Raw genomic sequence first — 17,716 nt, forward strand, 5'->3', positions numbered from 1 at the left:
GCTATCCCGTGCGCAGCACGCAGTCCCCGCAGAGGCCTCCGCCGGGAACCCGGTAGTACAGGCAGCAGCTGCGGCGTACGAAGGCCACCCCGAGGCCCTCTTCGTGGATGAAGGCACCGGTGCCGCCGAGCGGCCCCTCCTCGGCCAGCAGTTCCGCGGCCAGGGACACCGCCGCGCCGCCCGGGACCCGGTCGAGCAGCATGCGCACCGCGCCGACCAGCCCCGACGCGGCGTTCCCGCGCAGCACCTTGGGCGAGACCCCGTACCGCTCCCGCAGCCGCGCGTCCAGGCCCGCGAGGTTGCCGAGCACCGTCTCCCCGAGCGCCCCGGCCGGCAGGTCCCCCCTGCCGGGCTCGGGCAGCCACAGCTCCAGCGATCCCTCCCCGGGCAGCCGCCACCACACGCGGTCGGCGCCCAGATCCGGCACCCGGCCGCCCAGCACGGCGCAGCCGAGCCCGACCGACCACAGCCGTGCGGCGATGCCGAACTGCGCGGTCGAGGCCGCGACGCGCCCCGGCCCGCTGCCGATCCGGCGCCCCACCTCGGCCACGTAGGGCTCCAGCGCGGGTCCGTACAGCTCGCTCAGCGGCCGGAAGCCCTCCCCGGGCGGCTCCTTCCCGTACGGGACGGTGAAGAAGGGCCCGACGGCGGCGAGCCGGCGCAGTACCAAGTCCATGTGCGGATGATCTCAGGTGGTCCGGGGCGGTCTCAGGCCGCGGCGGACTCGCGGATCACGGCGAGGGTACGGGCGGCCGTCTCCGCCATGGACGCACGCATCGCCGCGAGCCGGGAGGCGGCGAACTCGCGCGCGAACTCGCCGCTGAACGTCAGGGTGAGGGCGCCGGCCGGGTCCTCGCCGATGACGTTGTCGATCGTCCAGACCGCCTTCTCGTCCGCGCGGCGGAAGCTCACGCGGTGGCCGATGTCGAAGACCACGACCTCCCGGAAGCGGTCGCCGTCGCGGGCTATCTCGCGGACCAGGCCCTGCGGGTCCTCCGACAGGACCGTGCACTCGGTGATCGCCGGTGCGTACGGGCGCGGGTCGGCGGCCTTGGCCACCAGGCCGGCCCAGAGGTCGTCACGGCTGAGCTGGACCTGGTCCTCGGCCACGGGGTCGTTCACGGGCAGGGTGTACTCGATGCGGGTGACGGTCTCGGTCATGCCGGGGCTCCCCTGGGGTTCGATCTCGTGACGGGGCAACCAGCGTCGCAGACCGGGCATTCCCCGCAGCACCCCTGAGTCGCGACCATGGCGGAATCAGGGGCTCGGGGCCCTTGCGGCGTCGCCGGCCGGGGCGTAGGCGGCCGCCTGGACGCCGGCCGCGTCGAGGTCGCCCTGCTTGGTGTCCGCCTGGGCGAAGACGAACGACTCGATCGGTACGCCGCGCTCGGCACTGAGCTGGGCGGCCAGTTCCTGGAGCACCACCGCCTCCAGCACCGCCCGGACGGCGTCCGCGACCTCGGGAAGGCGGATCACGAACAGGCTGTCCGACGCCCGGGCCGGGGCCGTGGTCAGCAGCAGCGTGAGGTGCCCGGCGGCGGCCAGCGAGCGGGCCAGCTCGATCTCCCGGCCGTCACCGAAGACGAGGTGCAGGGTGTTGCCCGCCGATTCCATCTCCCCGTGCAGGTAGTTGCGGGTGGCGGAGGCGGCCGCGGGCATCCGGACCACCTCGCGCAGCAGCAGCGCCCCCTCCTCGGCCGAGGCCCGCGAGGCCCCGGCCGCCACCGCGTCGGAGGCGACGCAGCGGGCACCGCGCACGCGCAGGCCCGCGACGAGATCGGCGGCCTGCCGGTGGACCGCGGTCGTCTGCTCGGCGATGTCCCCCCACGGATCCCGGTCACGGCCCGCGATGGCCCCGGCGACCAGGTCGAGGGCGACGACCGCCCCGGTGTAGCCGACGGTCGAGGCGTACGAGTCGGGCTCGCCGCCGAGGTCCACGGTCAGGTCGGCGAGCTCGCCGAGCGGCGAGGGTACGACGCCCAGCAGCGCGGTCCTCGTGATGCCGGGCGCGGCGCACCGTAAGGCGGCGATGGTCTCGCAGCTGCGGCCGCCCCGGGACACGGCGATCAGGCAGTCGGCGTCGAAGCCCGCGGTGCCGGTCTCGATCTCGCCGGACAGCACCCGCTGGGTGACGATCCCCGCCGTGCGCAGCTGCTGCACGGGGACGGCGAGGGCCGCGTACGAGGCGCCGATGCCGGTGAACAGGGGGCGCCGGGCGGTGCGCAGCGGGGCGCACTCCGGGGAGGCGAGCCGGGTGCGGACGCGGGCGGCGATCCGGGCGAGGGCGGCGCCCTGGACGGCCTGTCCCTGGAGGAAGGTGATGCGGGGTGCGGACATGGTGGGGGGTCTCTCGTCTTTCCTTGAACGGTGTGAAGCTCCGCGCGGGAAGAGCGCGTTGGAGGGACCGTAGGGGGCGGACGGCGGGGGCGGGTGCCGGACGCCCCGTCCCCCTCGCGTTCGCGGCCCCGGGCCGCCCGGGTCGGATCTCACGATGGCCCGGCGGAAGCGCACGTAGGAGAGCACATGGGAGGACCCGCCGAAGGCGGGGCCGACCGGGATGAGCGGCCGGGGTCTGCCGGCGATGCCGCGGTTGACGGCGCGGGTCGATCGCACCGGAGGAGGAGCCGAAGCCGTCGCGGATGCACGATCGGCACGCTCGGGCATTCGTTCGAGCGAGGGCGGGCGCCACCGGCTGCGGACCGTCCTCCGGAGGGCCTGGCACGCCCTCGCGGCGCCCCGCGGGCGGTGTTGGACACATCACCGACGGCCGCCCGTTCGATGCCCGCGCGACCCCGGAGCGGGCCCGGGATCATCAGGCCCCGCGACGGCCCGCGCCACCCCGGGGCGCATCTGGGCTCTCTTACGTCCATGCAGGTCAGGGGGTGTTTTTACCTCGATCGGAGGCGGTCGGGGCGGCCGTCCGGGGGACCTGTGCGGCGCGCCGGAACGCATGTCCGGAGATCAGGATTACGGACGCTCCGGAGCGGGGACCAAAGTCATCGAAAAACATGGCCGCGGCGTTGCCAATTTGGGGGTTCATGAGAGCACATTTAGGGGCTACATTGAGCCACTCGCGTTCACCTGACAGCCCGTTGCCTTTCACCCGTGTTTTGCGCGGGGGGTGACGTCAGGGACGCACACTGTGCAACCACCCCACCGCCCAGAAGGACCGAAGGCTCCGTGCCCGTACCCGTACTTCTCGCCGGCCGCTCCGTGCGGCTCGAGCCCCTCGCCCCCCACCACACCGAGGCCTTGGCCCTGGCCGGGGCCGAGGATCGTACGACTTACGCCTTCACCCCCGTACCCCATGGGGTGCAGGCGTCCCACGAGTACATCGACCGCGCCCTCGCAGATCAGGCGGCGGGTCGATCGCTCCCCTTCGCGGTGGTCAGAGCCACCGACGGCCGGGTCGTCGGTTCGACCCGCTTCCTGGAACTCGACTACTGGCAGGGACCACTGGTGTGGCCCGCCGTGCCGGGCGTCCCGTTCGGTGATCCGGCGACCGCGGTCCCCGATGCCGCCGAGATCGGCAATACCTGGCTGTCCCCGGGCGCCCAGGGGACGGGCATCAACACGGAGGCGAAGCTGCTCATGCTCCGCCATGCCTTCGAGACCTGGGGCGTACGCCGCATCTCGCTGCGCGCCGACGCCCGCAACGGGCGCTCGCGGGCCGCGATGGAGCGGCTCGGGTTCACCTGCGAGGGGGTCCGCCGGGCCCATTCGCGGGGCCTGGACGGCGCCGTGCGCAGCACGGCCTTCTACTCGATCCTCGACGAGGAGTGGCCGGCCGTACGGTCGATCATCGAGCTGAAGCTGTCGGCGGGAGCCCAGCGCAAGCGGCGCCGCAAGACCCTGGTCCCGGCGTAACGGTCCTGCATTCGGCGTAACGGTCCCGCGTGCGCCCCAGCGGTCCCGCGTTCGCCCCAGCGGTCCCGGCGGCCCTCCGCCCCGCCCTCCCCCGGCGTCAGCCGAGGAAGGCCGGGGCGAGGGCCGATGCCATCAGCGGGGCGGGCGCGCCGCTGCCGTCGGCCGGCAGGGAGTACAGGTCGGCGCCGAAGTCGCCGGGCAGGGAGTAGACGACGGTCTTGTCGTCCGTCCACACCACCTGGTCGTCCACGCTGCGCTCCTCGGCGAGCGGGGTCTCCCGCATGGAGGCCAGGTCCAGGACGTACAGCCGCCACGGGGCGTCCGGCGAGAGGCCCGGTACCCGCTTCTTGAACACCAGCCGGGTCCCGTCGGGCGACAGCGACGGGCATTCCAGGTTCTCGCGCAGCGTGGTCACGGTGCGTTCGGCGAGGTCGCCGCGGACCAGGTGGGTCCGGCCTCCGGTGGCGAGCGTCGCGTAGAAGGTCCGCTCGTCGGCGGCGAAGGTCACACCCCAGAAGTTGACGTCTGCGTTGCGGTACGCCTTGCCGTCCATGCGGATCGCGAAGTCCTCCAGCGAGGCGTCGAACCTCCCCGTGCGCAGGTCGAGCAGCGAGGTCCGGGTGGAGAAGTTCGTACCGGCGTACGAGTCCCCTCCGACGAAGACCGTCCAGGCGACGAGGTGCCCGCCGGGCGAGACCCGGGCGCGGGTGGGGATGCCGGCCAGCGGGTGCGCGGAGACCTCCTTGAGGCGGGCGTCGAGGACGACGGCCCGGTAGCTCTCCTGGACCCCGCCCTTGTCGGCCTGGAGACAAATGCCGGTGCCGGCGGCGGCGTGGAAGCGCAGGCAGCTCACCCCCGAGGCGGTACGGGGGCCCTGGGGCGCGTCGGCGGGGACGGTGGCCAGCTCGTCCCGGTGCGGCCCCCACGCCATGTTCCGGAACACGATCCGCCGCTCGTCCCCGCCGGGGGCCAGCGTCACTTCGCCCCGGGTGATCTGCGGGCCGCCGGCCTGGGCCTGGTCCTTCTCGTCGGCCCGCGAGGAGGCCCGTACGACGGCGAGCACCCCCACGGCGGCGAGCAGGAGGACGGCGGAGAGGAGGATCAGGATCCGGCGCTGGAGGGTCATGGGGGCCTTTCGGGGATGTGGGGGAACTTCGGAGGCGGCGGGCCGCTCAGCCGGCGCGCGCGCCGGCGGACTCGGCGTCCATCGCGTCGGCGGGCCGCAGGCGGGCGCAGGCCGCGGCCGCGGCGGCCAGCAGTACGGCCGCGACCGCGAGGGCCGGGCGGGGGCCCCAGACGGTCCAGGCGGCGCCGAAGCCCAGCGAGGCGGCGAAGCGGGCGAGGGCCTGGCCGGTCTGGACGAGGGCGAGGCCGCCGCCGCGGTGCTCCTCGGGCACGGCTCCGGCGGCCGCGGCCATCAGCACGCCGTCGGTGGCCGCGTAGAAGCCGCCGTGGAGGAGGAGCACGGCGTACGGCAGGGTCGGGTGGTGCCCGCCGGCCAGCAGGAGCCCGTACGCGAGGAGCAGTGCGAGGTGGCCGCCGAGGAAGACGCGCCAGCGGCCGATGCGGTCGGCGAGCCGGCCGAGCGGCAGCGCGAGCAGGAAGAACGCGGCGGCGGTGCCCAGCGGCAGCAGGGCGAACCAGCGGTCGGCGATCCCGGTGGCCCGCTGGAGCAGCAGGAAGACGAAGGCGTCGCTGACGGTGCACAGCCCGAGCAGCAGGGCGCACAGGGCGATCCGGCGCAGGTCGCGGCGGCCCAGCAGCCCGAAGGCGGCGCGCAGCGAGACGGGCTCGGCGCCGGGCGACGGCTCGGTGCGCCGGCCGGGCACGAACAGGACCAGCACGAGCACGCCGAGGGCGGCGACGCAGGCGCTGACCGTGAAGACGGCGTCGTAGCCGTCGGCGGCGCCGCGCAGGATCAGGAAGGCGAGGATCGGTCCGATCAGGGCGCCGGCGGTGTCCATGGCCCGGTGGACCCCGAAGGCCCGGCCGCGGTCCTCCGGGGCGGCGGCCAGGGAGATCAGCGCGTCGCGCGGGGCGGTGCGCAGGCCCTTGCCGGTGCGGTCGAGGGCGAGCACCGCGCCGATGGCGGGGAGGGTGTGGGCGAGCAGCAGCAGCGGTTTGCACAGGGCCGAGAGGCCGTAGCCGAGGCCGGCGAGGGCCTTGTGGCGGCCGAGGCGGTCGCCGAGGTGGCCCCCGGTGAGCCGGACGAGGGCGCTGATGCCGTTGTAGATCCCGTCGAGCAGGCCGAAGCCGAGCGGGGACAGGCCGAGGCCTGCGACGAGGTAGAGCGGGAGCACGGCCGTGACCATCTCCGAGGAGACGTCGGTGATCAGGCTGACCGTGCCGAGGGCGAGGACCGTGGGGGCGAGCGCGGCGCGCCGCCCCGGGCTGATGCCCGGGACGGCGGCCTGCGGCTCGGGGGTCACGGCGGGCGCGGGGGTACCGCGGCTGTCCGCAACGTACATGGTCAGGAAGCCCAGATCCCCGTGATGTCCTTGGCGGTGGCCGCGTTCCCGGCGTGGGCGGTCAGACCGGCCAGGCCCTCCAGGGTGCGCAGCATGTCGTAGTGGTTGTACGTGGTGGACGAGGTGCTGCCGGGGGTGACGGGCTGGCCGTAGAGCACGGTGGGGATCTTGTTGCCCGCGAGCCGGTTGTCCTCGTCGAAGGTGACGACGAGCAGGCTGTTGTGGGTCTTGGCCCAGTCCGCGTAGGCCTTGAGGTTGTTCTTGAGCCAGGTGTCGCCGGTGCCGACGGAGCAGTCGTGCATGTCGCTGCACAGGTTCGGGACGACGAAGGACACCTTGGGCAGGGTGGTGTAGTCCGTCGGGAACTGGGTCATGGTCTTCGCGGTGCTGGTGGGCACGTTGGAAAAGGCGAACCAGGGGTTGTGCTTGCGGGCGTAGTTGCCGCTGCTGCACATGGTGGAGCCCTGGCTGGGGAGGGTCTCGTTGTAGCTGGCCCAGCTCTTGCCCGCGGCGATGAGCTCGGAGGCCAGGTTGGGGGCGGAGCTGAAGCCCGGCGTGTAGCAGCTGTCGCCGGTGACGCCCTGGTTGGAGCCCGAGAAGAGCTGGAGGTAGTTGGGCTGGCTGGGGTGGGTGATGCCGAAGGACTGCGTGAGGTTGGCACCCCCGCTCTTGAGGGAGTTGATGTACGGGGCGCTGGAGCTGCCGATGACCTGGTTGTAGGCGTGGTTCTCGAAGACCACGACGACGACGTGGTCGGGGGCCGGGAGGCCGGCGGCGTGCGCGGGCTGGGCGGCGCCGAGGCCGGCCCACAGGGCCGTGCCGGCGGCGGTGAGGCCGAAGGCGGTGGCAAGTGCGGTCTTTCGGGCGGACCGTGACGAGGTCATGCCAAACACGGAAATACCTCCGGGCAGGGGGGGTCGGGTGGCGGCGCGCAGGCACCATACCCAGGGGCATGTGCATGGGCCAGGGACAGTCGGCTAACGGACCGGGAACTCCGGTGGCCCTCCCGGTGTTCGGCAACGCCCCGACCTACGGAAGCCCAAGAGCTGGAAAAAAGCGGAACCGGGTAGCACGTAGGCTCATCCTTCGAACAGAAGAGACCACCCCCAGGCGGGGAAGAATCCATCCCCCCACGGGGCAGCACCAGCCGGAGAGCAACCGCACATGTCGTACTCACCCGACGGACAGCACCAGCCGTACCGATCGGAAGGGCAGTACCAGCAGCAGCCCTACGGCGCTTCGTACACGCAGCAGTACGAACCCCAGTACCAGCCCGAGCCCCCGTACGGGCCGCCGCAGCCGCCGTACGGCGAGCCGCAGGAGCCGCAGTACGAGGAGCGGCGGCCGCGGCGGGGCAGGCGCTGGCTGATCGCGGGCGTCTCGGTCCTGGCTCTCGCGGGCATAGCGGCCGGGGTGATGTACCACTTCGAGATACCCCCGTTCACGGACAAGGGCAAGGACGTCTCCTTCGGCCAGCCGGCCGCGGGCGGCGGTCAGGCGGGCGGCGCCGACGGCGCCGCGAAGCAGGCGGCCAATTCCAAGGCCCTGATGCCCACCGGTCCGAAGGCCGACTTCAAGAACTCGATGACCCTGGCCGACGGCACCCACGTGGCCGTCACCACGCTGGACGGCAAGAAGTCCGGCTTCAAGGGCAAGGTGTGGGTCTGGGCGCCCAAGGAGTACAACGACCCGAAGTTCGCCAAGAGCGGCTTCCCGGTCATGATCGCGCTGCCCGGCGGCGCCGGCTACCCGAACAACTACTGGATGGGCACCGACCTGGGGCTCCAGACCAGCATCAGCAAGTGGTACGCCGAGGGCAAGAGCAAGCCCTTCATCCTCGCCATGCCCGTGCTGAACCCGGGCCCGGACGACAAGGGCATCTACTGGGACGGCTCCGACATCCCCGACCAGCCGAAGATGGGCACCTGGCTGACCGAGGACGTCCCGGACCTGATGAAGGCGAATTTCCGCACCGTCAAGTCCCGTGACGGCTGGGCCTACATGGGCTCCTCCACCGGCGGCTTCGCGAGCCTGAAGGCCGTGCTCAAGCACCCGGACAAGTTCAAGGCCGCGATCTGCTCCGGTCCGGACATCGTGCCCGACTCCTCGCTGTGGAAGGGCCACGACAAGGAGAAGGCCGAGAACAACCCGGAGCTCCTGGCGAAGGCCCTGATCGACAAGAAGGGCTCGCCGGACGTCTACCTCGCCTTCCAGGTCGGCGACAACGAGAGCAACAAGAAGACGCTGCCCGACGTGCAGAAGTTCATCGCGACGTACGGCAAGGGGCCGATCCACACCAGCATGAGGGTCATCCCCGGCGGCCAGCACAACGCCAAGACCTACGTCCCGAACATGGGCGAGGGCCCGATCCAGTTCATCAGCAAGGTCATGGAAGGACCGGTGGAGTAAGCGCCGCTCCGACGGATTCCCCGCGCCTCGGCCCGCCGAACACCATCGGCGGGCCGTTGCCGTCCCAGGCCGTCCAGCCCGGGTCCCCGGTCACGGCGAAGCGCACCCAGGCCGCGTGCATCCGGTCGGCCAGTTCCTGCGGGGCGCCCGGCCCGGCCAGCCAGGAGGACTCCGGCACGTCGAGCGTGTCGAACACGAAGCCCAGCTCCAGGGCGTGGCAGGCGCCGAGGCCCGGTACCCCCGAGGGCCAGCCGAACTCGTACAGGAAGCTCGGGGCGGGGCGCCGCGCCCCGGCGAGGCTGCGCAGCGGATCGCGCAGCAGCCGGTCGGTGAGCAGCTGCCCCGCGAGCTCGGCCGGTCCCGCCTCCGGCAGTGCGGCGCGCAGCGCCCGTACGGCGGCCCGGTCCTTGCCGCTGCGGGCGCGGGCCAGAGCCACGGTGAGGGGGCCGAGTCGGTCCATGACGGGCAGCGCGCCGGTGGGGGCGAGCCAGAGCCGGTACTCCTCGGTGGTCCAGCCCAGCAGCAGCGGTACGTCCGTCGCCACGGCGGCCTCCAGCGGGTCCCCGGGGAGCGTGTCCGGGTCGGTGACGAGGCCGAAGGCGGGGCCTCCCGTGAGCGGGCTGGAGCGGCGCAGCACGGCGGCCTGGGCGGCGAGCAGATCGGGCAGGGGGATGGCGCCGAAGGCACGGGCGGTCGCGGGGACCTTCAGCAGGGAGGCCATCCGCCGGACCATGGCGCGCACCTTCTCGCGCGCCAGCACCTCGGGGGCGCCGCTCTGGAGCGCGGCCCGCGCGAAGAGCCCGGCGGCGCGGGGAGCGCCGAGCAGTGCTCCGACGCTGATGGCTCCGGCGGACTCGCCGAAGACGGTGACGCGGGCGGGGTCCCCGCCGAAGGCCGCGATGTTCTCCCGGACCCAGTTCAGGGCGGCGATCTGGTCGAGCAGCCCTCGGTTGGCGGGGGCGTCGGGGAAGAGCCCGTAGCCGAGGACGCCGAGGCGGTAGTTGACGGAGACGAACACCACCCCGTCACGGGCGAAGGCGGAGCCGTCGTAGACGGGGACGGCCGAGGATCCGCGGGTGAGCGCCCCGCCGTGCAGCCACACCATGACCGGCAGCCGGGCCCCGGGGGCCGGGTCCGGGGTCCACACGTTGAGGTTCAGGCAGTCGTCCCCGGGGACGTCCGGGTCGGGCAGCAGCGCGGCGAACTTCGGCGGGTAGGGCACCTTGGGCGCGGTGGGCCCGAAGGCGCCGGCGTCGCGTACGCCCTCCCAGGCGGCCGGGGGCACGGGCGCGGCGAAGCGCAGGGCGCCGACGGGCGGGGCCGCGTACGGGACGCCCCGGAAGGAGGCGGTCCCGCCCGGGCCGGTCCGGCCCTCGACGAGGCCGTACCCGGTCCTGACCCGGGGCCGTCCGCTGCCGCCCGCTGTGCCCATCGCGTCCTCCGTCGAACCGCCCTCGCGGCGAGGGCCCGAATGCGGTGTTCCGCCTCCTGGGCACGGTCGCACAGGCCTGCGAGGGGTGACAAGGCGTGACCCGGTGCGGGGCGGTCCGGGTTGGACCGGCATGCGATCCATGCGTATCCACCCCGGTGTCCGCGGCCTCGTCCGGGCGGCCGGGCCGGTCCCCCCGCTCGCACCCGTGCTGCTGCCCCTGCTCCTGCTCGTGGCGGCGGGCCCGGCGCGGGCCGCGGCCGGACCCGGCTTCCAGTACGTCGGCCAGGACGACAAGGTCCACGGCATCGCCGCCCCGCAGGGCTGTGTGGCGGCGAAGGGCGGCGGCTCCAGGGCCGTCACCAACTCCACCCGCGGGACGGCGACCTTCTACCGGGAGCCCGGCTGCGCGGGCAGCCCGGCGGCGGTGCTGGAGCCGGGCGCCGCGGGTCAGATCAAGCCGTACTTCGCCTCCGTGCGATTTTCCTTCATCACCAAGGCCCAACGGCCGTGACCGCCGGGCGTCGGCCGCGTTGTACGCCATGTCACATGCCACAGACCCCTGTGGCACCCACACATCTCACGAGGAGATCTTGATGTCGCGTATCGCGAAGGCAGTCGCCGTCACCGCTGTTGCCGGTAGCGCCCTGGCCGCCGGTGCCGGTCTGGCCGTCGCCGATGCCGGAGCGCACGGTGCGGCGGTCGGCTCCCCCGGTGTCCTCTCGGGCAACCTGGTCCAGGTTCCGGTGCACGTCCCGGTCAACGTCTGCGGCAACACCGTGAACGTGATCGCCCTGCTGAACCCGGCGTTCGGCAACACCTGCGTCAACGCGTCGGGTGGCGGCGAGCACCACACCGAGGGCTACGGCGGCTGACGGCCGGATCGAGGACCGAGGGCCCCCGCCGCACGGCGGGGGCCCTTCCCGTTTCCCGCGGCCGTCACTCGTAGCGGTAGAGGCCCTGGTGGCTGAGCATGTCGCGCGGGGTGAGGTCCCACGGGGGCATCGGCTCGTCGAGGGCGATCACCCGGCCGCGCTGGAGGTCGCCCGGTGCCAGCGGGGCGGCGGGCAGGTACCCGGAGCCGGGGTGCCTCAGCTGCCAGCGGTCCCAGAGCAGGTCCACGAAGGCGTGGTGCAGCCAGAACGCCGGGTCGTTGGGGGCAGTGCCGCCCGTCATGTGGCCGCCGATCCACTGGTGCACCTTGTTGTGGTTGCGCCAGCGCTCGCTCTTCGGCGCCGCCCAGCCCTCCAGCTTGTTGCGGAAGCCGCCGCCCTGGGCCGTGGAGTCCCAGGGCGAGGTGTCGTACTTCGGATCGTCGAGCGCCCACTGGAGCTCGGCCGCCGTCGGCAGGGCGATCGGGTTCTGCGGCCGGCCGAGGTTGCGGGTCAGGAAGCGGGCCTCCGTGATGCCCACCGTGATCTCCCAGTTGCCCTTCTCGTAGGCGAACGGGCCGGTCGTCACCCGGCGGTCGCCCTCGCGGCCGGTGCCGCCGAGGAAGTCCTCGGCCCACAGGGAGGAGACCGGGCTGTTGTCCGCGGTCCAGTCCCAGTACGGGACCGAGACGCCCGGATCGACGGCCTGGAGCAGCCTCTCGAACTGGAGCAGGTAGCGGCGGTGCCAGGGGAAAAAGGACGGGGACATGTGCCCGACCCGCAGTTTGCTGTCGCGGTCGGGCACGAAGTACTTGTCGTGCGTGCGCACCAGGCCGTCGTACGCGCCGCTGCGCTTGACCTCCAGCACGGCCGCCGTGAACCGCTTCTTCTGGGCGCTGGTCAGGTTCTTCTGGTTCTGCCGGGTGTACATGCGGGGCTCCTCAGCCGTGGTGCGGGGCCGCGAACGCCAGCTGGGTGGTGCCGAGTTCGTCGACGGCGGCGCGGGCGAGTTCCAGCGGGGTCCCGAAGGACTGGAAGTGGTTGATCCCGCTCAGGTAGCTGCCGTCCGCGCGGCGCATGACGTGCAGGGGGCGGCCGTCGATGCGGACCCCGGCGAGGTCGACGGCGATGTGCCGGCCCCGGTACGTCTCCTCGGCGAGGGGGGCCGGGGTCAGGGTCTGCCGGGGGCGGCGGGCGCGCAGTACGGGGGCCAGGGCGGCGGCCGTACCGGCGAGCACCGCCGCCGTGAAAGCCGTACGCAGGACCGTGCGGCGGGTGAGTGCTGCGGAGGCGGGTGTGTCGTACATACGGTCTCCTTCGCTCGGTGGTCCGCGCTACGGGTCTAACGCGGCGCGGCGGGCGAGGTCACCTCGACGGCTCAGGGTGCTTGTAGAAGAGGGTGGTGGGGTGGAGCCGGCCGGCCGGGTCGGCGGCGTAGTCGGGGATGGTGCCGGCCTCGGTCCAGCCGGCGGACCGGTAGACGCGCTCGGCCCCGCTGCCGGTCTCGGTGTCGAGGACCAGCAGCAGCACACCGGCCCGGGCGGCCGCGTGTTCGGCCTCGGCCAGCAGGGCGCGGGCGGTGCCGCGGCCGCGCGCCTCGGGGTGCACCATGAGCTTGCGCAGTTCGGCGCGGTGGCGGCCGTTGGGCTTGGACTCGCGGTACCAGCTGACGGTCCCGTCGAGGCGGCCGTCGCCGGTGCGCGAGGCCCAGAGGGCGAGGGAGCCCTCCTCGACGGCGGGAACGAGCGAGTCCCACCAGGCGGCCGCCCGGTCGTGGTCGAGATCGGCGAGGAAACCGAGCGAGGAGCCGCCGCGGACCACGGCGAGCAGCAGGTCGGCGAGTTCTTCGCGGTGGGCGGACAGCTGGGCGGCGTCGAGCCGGGCGATCACGGGGGTCATGCCGCGAGGATAGGGATCGGCCGGCGGCCCCCCGGAGGCAGGGCAGGGCGGGTGCGGGTGCGGGCCGCGGTCCTCCCGTTCGCCGGCGCACCGCCGCGGCCCCGCCGGCGCACCGAACGCCGGCGGGGCCGGTCCCTACGGGGCCGGGATCTCCGCGAAGTCGGCCACCAGGGTGTGGTGGTGGCCCGGGGTGCCGAGGGTCAGGGCCGCGGTCTTGGCGCGCTTCAGGTACAGGTGGGCCGGGTGCTCCCAGGTCATGCCGATGCCGCCGTGCAGCTGCACGCACTCCTCGGCCGCCCGCACCGCGACGCCGGAGCAGTACGCCTGCGCGACCGCCACCGTGAGCGGGGCGTCGGGCGCCCCGGTGGCCAGTGCGTCCGCCGCCGCGCGGGCCGCCGCGCGCGCCGAGGCCACGTCCAGCCACAGCCGCGCCAGCCGGTGCTTCAGCGCCTGGAAGGATCCGACCGGCCGGTTGAACTGGTGGCGCCCGCGCACGTGCCGGACCGTCTCGGTCAGGCACCACTCCGCGAGCCCGAGCTGCTCGGAGGCCAGCAGTCCGGCTCCCGAGAGCAGCGCGCCGGCGACCGCCGCCCGAGCCGTCGCCGGGTCCGCGAGCCGGGTTCCCGCGGCGCCGTCCAGGGACACCGTGGCGGGCGGGCGGGTCAGGTCCAGCGGGACGGGCTCCGTCAGCGAGACCTCGCCCGCCGGGACCGCGTACAGCCCCGTGTCCGCGAGGACCAGCAGGACGTCGGCGGCCACCGCGTCCGCCACCGAGGTGACGGTGCCCGTCAGGATCCCGCCGCCCGTGTCCCGTACGGGGGCCGGCAGCGGCGCGCCGGGAGCCTGCGTCAGCGGCAGCGCGGGGACGCAGACCTGCCGGCCCGCGGCCAGCTCCCGCAGCAGTGCGGTGACTTCCGCGGTGTCGCAGCCCAGCAGGATCTCCGTCGCGAGCACCGCGCTCGTCAGGTACGGCACCGGAGCCACCGCCCGCCCCAGCTCCTCCAGGACCACGGCCGCCTCCCGGTGGCCCGCGCCCTGGCCGCCGAGCTTCTCCGGTACGAGCAGCCCGGCGGTGCCGATCTCCGCCGCGAGCGTGTGCCACAGCCCGGGGTCGTGCGGCCGGCCGGTCTCCGCCCGGGCGAGTACGTCCGCGGGTGCGCACCGGTCCGCGAGCAGGGCCCGTACGGCGGACCGGAGCTCCTCCTCCGTCTCGGAGTAGAGGAGGTCGAACGCAGTGCTCATCGGGCCAGGTCCTTCCAGGCGAGGTCCTTGTCGTCGCGCGGTTCGGCGGGCAGGCCGAGGACGCGTTCGGCGACGATGTTGAGGAGGATTTCGCTGGTGCCGCCCTCGATGCTGTTGCCCTTGGCGCGCAGGTAGCGGTAGCCGGCGTCGCGGCCGGTGAAGTCGACGAGCTCGGGCCGGCGCATCGTCCAGTCCTCGTACAGCAGGCCCTCCTCACCGAGGAGTTCCAGCTCCAGGCCGCTGATCTCCTGGTTGAGGCGGGCGAACGTGAGCTTCATCCCGGAGCCCTCGGGGCCGGGCTGTCCGGCGGCGAGCTGCTGTCGCAGCCGCTCGCCGGTGAGCCGGGCCACCTCGGCCTCCACCCACAGTCCGAGCAGGCGCTGGTGCAGGGCGTGGGTACGCAGCCCGGGCCGTTCGCGCCAGGCCGCGGCGACGGGCGCGATCATGCCGCCCTCGCGCGGGATCCGCATGCCGCCGATGGAGACGCGTTCGTTCATCAGGGTGGTGCGGGCGACCTCCCAGCCCTGGCCCACGGCGCCGAGGCGTTGGCTGTCGGGGATGCGGACGCCGGTCAGGAAGACCTCGTTGAACTCGGCCTCGCCGGTGATCTGGCGCAGCGGCCGGACCTCGACGCCGGGGGCGTGCATGTCGCAGAGGAAGTACGTGATGCCCTGGTGCTTGGGCAGCGCCGGGTCGGTGCGGGCGATCAGGATGGCCCAGCGGGCGGTGTGGGCGCTGGAGGTCCACACTTTCTGCCCGTCGACGATCCAGTCGCCGGTGCCGGCCTCGCGGAGCGCACGGGTGCCGAGCGCGGCGAGGTCGGAGCCCGCGCCGGGCTCGCTGAAGAGCTGGCACCAGACCTCCTCCCCCACCCACAGCGGGCGAAGGAAGCGCCGCTTCTGCTCTTCGGTGCCGTACGCGAGGATCGTGGGCGCGGCCATGCCGAGGCCGATGCCGATCCGGCGCGGATCGTTGTCGGGGGCGCCGGCCGCTTCGAGTTCGGCGTCGACGACGGCCTGGAGGGTGCGGGGCGCGGCGAGCCCGCCGAGGCCCTCGGGGTAGTGGACCCAGGCGAGGCCGGCGTCGAAGCGGGCCCGCAGGAAGTCGGCGCGGTCGGTGTCGGCGGGCGGGTGCGCGGCGAGCAGGTCGCGGACGCGGGTGAGCAGGTGTTCGGCGGTGATCACGGTCATCGGGACACACCCGGCTGCCGGGGCATGGCCAGGACGACCCGGCCGGTGGTGGTGCCGTCGGCGAGGCGCTGTACGGCGTCGGCTACGCCGGGCAGTGCGACGAGTTCGCTGATCAGGGGCTTGATCGCGCCCTCGTCGGCGAGGCGGGTGAGTTCGGTGTGGCAGGCGAGGATCGAGGCCGGGTCTTTGGCCGCGTACAGGCCCCAGTGGAGGCCGAGAATGGCGTAGTTCTTGACGAGGGCGTGGTTCAGGGCGGGGGTCGGGATGGTGCCGCTCGCGAAGCCCACGACGACGATCCGGCCCTCGAAGGCCACGCACTTGGCGGAGGCGGTGTACGAGTCGCCGCCGACGGGGTCGTAGACCACGTCGGCCCCGCGCCCGCCGGTGAACTCCTTCACCCGGGCGACGACGTCCTCGCTCGTACGGTCGATCACCAGGTCGCAGCCGAGTTCCTCGGCGGTGCGCACCTTGGCCTTGCCCCCGACGACCCCGATGACGGTGGCCCCGGCGGCCTTGCCGAGCTGGACCGCGGCGCTGCCGACCCCGCCGGCGGCGGCGTGCACGAGCAGGGTCTCGCCGGCCTGGAGGCGGGCCCGGCGGTGCAGGCCGAACCAGCCGGTCTGGTAGCCGATGTGCAGGGCGGCGGCCCGGGCGTCGTCGAGGCTCGCGGGGGCCGGCAGCAGGGCGCGCTCGGACGCGATCACGTACTCGGCGAAGCCGCCGTGGGGCAGGCTCGGGGTGGCGATGACGCGGCGGCCGTCGTCGGTGAGGCCGCAGATCTCGACTCCGGGGGTGAAGGGCAGCGGCGGGCGGATCTGGTACTGGCCGCGGACGAGCAGCGCGTCGGGGAAGTTGAGGTTCGCCGCGAGCACCTGCAGCCGCACCTCGCCCTCGCCGGGGACCGGTTCGGGAATCTCCTCAAGGCGCAGGGCCTCTCGGGGTTCGCCGGGGGTATGTACTCGCCATGCCTGCATCCGGGGCCTCCAGCCGCCGTCGAGGAACCACGCTCCGCGGGCATACTAAGCGGTCGCTTGCCCCTCTGGGAACCGTCGGCGGGAGGGATTCCGGGCCGGACCGAAACACCACGCGTCAATCCGGCCACTTCAGCCCCGGAGACGGCAACATGTGGCGTGCACTCGTCATGGCTTGAGTCCAGGGGGGACCACCACATGAGAAGAAGCACGTCCGCGGCCGCGGCCGCCGTCGTTCTGGCCGGTCTGATCACGGCGGCCGCCCCGGCCGCGGCGGTCGGGACCGCCTGCGCGCCGGACATCCTCCGGCTGCCGGCCCTCGCGGAGGGCCCCTCGCCGGCCTACGGGTCCGTACGGGCCTTCGGGGCCGGCGGCCTGCTGGCCGGCGAAAGCGTCGGACTGCCCGCGTACTGGACCGCCGACCACGCGGTGCACGCCGTCCCGCTGCCCGAGGGCTTCGTGTCCGGCGAGGTCGTCGGCGTGAACGCCAAGGGCCTGATGGTGGGCACCCTCCGGCGGGCCGGTTCGCCCGGCACGCCGTACGGGTTCACGTACCAGAAGGGTGCGGCCGCGGTCCGGCTGGTCGGCGGCGGAACCGCTTCGAGCGCGGTGACGGACGTCAACGACGCGGGCCGCTCCGTCGGCGTGGAGGGCGGCGTCGCCAAGGAATGGCTGAACGGCGCGGTGGTGCGCGAGCTGCCGGTGCCGGCCGACGCCCACCCGGGCACCAGGATCGTCTCGGTGAACGGGATCAACGCGCGCGGGGACATCGTCGGCACGGCGAATACTTCCTACGAGGAGGACGACCAGCTCCGGGGGAAGAGCTTCCCGGTCGTCTGGCCCGCCGGGGGCGGGTACCCGCCGTACAGCCTCCAGGTGTGGACCGAGGACGACCGGACGGTCTGGACGGCCGCGGCCGGCATCGACGACCGCGGCCGGGTCATCGGCCACGAGGACCGCAGCTACCGCGACTGGCAGGAGCGCAAGCCGGCCGTCTGGAAGAAGCCGTACGACGCCCTGCCCAACGACCCCGGCCGGGTCAAGGGCTACGACCACCTGACCCTCGACGGGCTCAGCCCGGCCACGAACGTGGCCGTCGGCTCGGCCGTCACCTTCGTCGAGGGGTACGCCAACTTCGTCCACGCCGCGTACTGGCCGGGCACGGGAGCCCCTCTGGCCCTCCCCCACCCCGCCGGCACCGGCCCGGACTCGCGCAGTTCGGCGTACGCGGCCTCGGACGACGACCGGGTGGGCGGAACGTTCTACGACTGGGAGACCAGAAAGGGCAGCGCCGTGGTCTGGACCTGCGCGAGCAAGCAGGCGTACACGTCGCAGAGTTGACCCCGCCGCGGGCATGGTGATCTCGGCG

The 17,716-nt window shown here is 73.6% G+C and carries 18 protein-coding genes; 5 read left to right on the forward strand and 13 right to left on the reverse strand.

Annotation, left to right across the window (positions count from 1 at the left end; translation table 11 throughout):
• Position 1 precedes the first annotated feature (1 nt).
• The 3 genes from ACFYXV_RS24105 to ACFYXV_RS24115 form a co-directional block, all read right to left on the reverse strand.
• Positions 2 to 676 carry a (2Fe-2S)-binding protein gene (locus ACFYXV_RS24105; RefSeq protein WP_385476112.1) on the reverse strand — a complete coding sequence of 225 codons (675 nt, stop codon included), beginning with the start codon at positions 674 to 676 and terminating at the stop codon, positions 2 to 4.
• A gap of 32 nt (positions 677 to 708) precedes the next feature.
• A complete protein-coding gene (locus ACFYXV_RS24110) occupies positions 709 to 1,161 on the reverse strand; it encodes an SRPBCC family protein (RefSeq protein ID WP_385476114.1) in 453 nt (150 codons plus the stop codon).
• Between the two features lie 96 nt (positions 1,162 to 1,257).
• Positions 1,258 to 2,337, reverse strand: a complete 1,080-nt coding sequence (locus ACFYXV_RS24115; protein ID WP_389383999.1) for an SIS domain-containing protein — start codon at positions 2,335 to 2,337, stop codon at positions 1,258 to 1,260.
• 843 nt (positions 2,338 to 3,180) lie between these two features.
• Here ACFYXV_RS24115 and ACFYXV_RS24120 point away from each other — a divergent pair.
• Positions 3,181 to 3,867 carry a GNAT family N-acetyltransferase gene (locus ACFYXV_RS24120; protein ID WP_383352485.1) on the forward strand — a complete coding sequence of 229 codons (687 nt, stop codon included), beginning with the start codon at positions 3,181 to 3,183 and terminating at the stop codon, positions 3,865 to 3,867.
• Positions 3,868 to 3,964: 97 nt separating this feature from the next.
• Here the strand turns inward: ACFYXV_RS24120 and ACFYXV_RS24125 are convergent, their stop codons facing one another.
• Genes ACFYXV_RS24125 through ACFYXV_RS24135 form a run of 3 tightly spaced genes read right to left on the reverse strand, consistent with a single transcriptional unit; the run spans position 3,965 to position 7,219 of the window.
• Complete coding sequence (locus ACFYXV_RS24125) at positions 3,965 to 4,993, reverse strand: TolB family protein (protein WP_389384000.1); 1,029 nt, start codon at positions 4,991 to 4,993, stop codon at positions 3,965 to 3,967.
• A 46-nt stretch (positions 4,994 to 5,039) separates the two neighbouring features.
• Complete coding sequence (locus ACFYXV_RS24130) at positions 5,040 to 6,335, reverse strand: MFS transporter (protein WP_385476120.1); 1,296 nt, start codon at positions 6,333 to 6,335, stop codon at positions 5,040 to 5,042.
• A gap of 2 nt (positions 6,336 to 6,337) precedes the next feature.
• The gene (locus ACFYXV_RS24135) at positions 6,338 to 7,219 is read right to left on the reverse strand and encodes an alkaline phosphatase family protein (protein WP_389384001.1); all 882 of its coding nucleotides are present in this window, start codon (positions 7,217 to 7,219) and stop codon (positions 6,338 to 6,340) included.
• A 280-nt stretch (positions 7,220 to 7,499) separates the two neighbouring features.
• Between ACFYXV_RS24135 and ACFYXV_RS24140 the strand changes: the two genes are divergently transcribed.
• A complete protein-coding gene (locus tag ACFYXV_RS24140; RefSeq protein WP_385476124.1) occupies positions 7,500 to 8,744 on the forward strand; it encodes an alpha/beta hydrolase in 1,245 nt (414 codons plus the stop codon).
• Here ACFYXV_RS24140 and ACFYXV_RS24145 read toward each other — a convergent pair.
• A complete protein-coding gene (locus tag ACFYXV_RS24145) occupies positions 8,722 to 10,176 on the reverse strand; it encodes a carboxylesterase/lipase family protein (protein WP_389384002.1) in 1,455 nt (484 codons plus the stop codon). The two genes, ACFYXV_RS24140 and ACFYXV_RS24145, sit on opposite strands and share 23 nt — an antisense overlap.
• Positions 10,177 to 10,306: 130 nt before the next feature.
• Here ACFYXV_RS24145 and ACFYXV_RS24150 point away from each other — a divergent pair, with 130 nt between their 5' ends.
• Both ACFYXV_RS24150 and ACFYXV_RS24155 read left to right on the forward strand, forming a co-directional pair.
• Positions 10,307 to 10,687 (forward strand): hypothetical protein, encoded by a 381-nt coding sequence (locus ACFYXV_RS24150; protein ID WP_385835542.1) that lies wholly within the window; start codon positions 10,307 to 10,309, stop codon positions 10,685 to 10,687.
• An 82-nt stretch (positions 10,688 to 10,769) separates the two neighbouring features.
• On the forward strand, positions 10,770 to 11,048 hold the full coding sequence (locus ACFYXV_RS24155; RefSeq protein ID WP_030868780.1) for a chaplin: 279 nt from the start codon (positions 10,770 to 10,772) through the stop codon (positions 11,046 to 11,048).
• Positions 11,049 to 11,112: 64 nt separating this feature from the next.
• Here ACFYXV_RS24155 and ACFYXV_RS24160 read toward each other — a convergent pair whose 3' ends face one another.
• The 6 genes from ACFYXV_RS24160 to ACFYXV_RS24185 form a co-directional block, all read right to left on the reverse strand.
• Positions 11,113 to 11,976 (reverse strand): tyrosinase family protein, encoded by an 864-nt coding sequence (locus ACFYXV_RS24160; protein ID WP_385476129.1) that lies wholly within the window; start codon positions 11,974 to 11,976, stop codon positions 11,113 to 11,115.
• Positions 11,977 to 11,986: 10 nt separating this feature from the next.
• Positions 11,987 to 12,352: a tyrosinase family oxidase copper chaperone gene (locus ACFYXV_RS24165; RefSeq protein WP_385476131.1), complete on the reverse strand. Its 366-nt coding sequence runs from the start codon at positions 12,350 to 12,352 to the stop codon at positions 11,987 to 11,989.
• Between the two features lie 58 nt (positions 12,353 to 12,410).
• Positions 12,411 to 12,944 carry a GNAT family N-acetyltransferase gene (locus ACFYXV_RS24170; protein ID WP_385476133.1) on the reverse strand — a complete coding sequence of 178 codons (534 nt, stop codon included), beginning with the start codon at positions 12,942 to 12,944 and terminating at the stop codon, positions 12,411 to 12,413.
• Positions 12,945 to 13,079: 135 nt separating this feature from the next.
• Positions 13,080 to 14,186: an acyl-CoA dehydrogenase family protein gene (locus ACFYXV_RS24175; RefSeq protein ID WP_389384003.1), complete on the reverse strand. Its 1,107-nt coding sequence runs from the start codon at positions 14,184 to 14,186 to the stop codon at positions 13,080 to 13,082.
• Entirely contained in the window at positions 14,183 to 15,376 is a 1,194-nt protein-coding gene (locus ACFYXV_RS24180; RefSeq protein ID WP_389384004.1) for an acyl-CoA dehydrogenase family protein, read from the reverse strand. Before ACFYXV_RS24180 ends, ACFYXV_RS24175 begins: the two co-directional genes overlap by 4 nt.
• On the reverse strand, positions 15,373 to 16,350 hold the full coding sequence (locus tag ACFYXV_RS24185) for an NADPH:quinone oxidoreductase family protein (RefSeq protein ID WP_389384005.1): 978 nt from the start codon (positions 16,348 to 16,350) through the stop codon (positions 15,373 to 15,375). Before ACFYXV_RS24185 ends, ACFYXV_RS24180 begins: the two co-directional genes overlap by 4 nt.
• A gap of 195 nt (positions 16,351 to 16,545) precedes the next feature.
• Here ACFYXV_RS24185 and ACFYXV_RS24190 point away from each other — a divergent pair, with 195 nt between their 5' ends.
• The gene (locus tag ACFYXV_RS24190) at positions 16,546 to 17,688 is read left to right on the forward strand and encodes a hypothetical protein (protein WP_389384006.1); all 1,143 of its coding nucleotides are present in this window, start codon (positions 16,546 to 16,548) and stop codon (positions 17,686 to 17,688) included.
• Positions 17,689 to 17,716: the final 28 nt, after the last annotated feature.

The organism is Streptomyces sp. NPDC002181 (assembly GCF_042890485.1).
Taxonomy (GTDB): Bacteria; Actinomycetota; Actinomycetes; order Streptomycetales; family Streptomycetaceae; genus Streptomyces.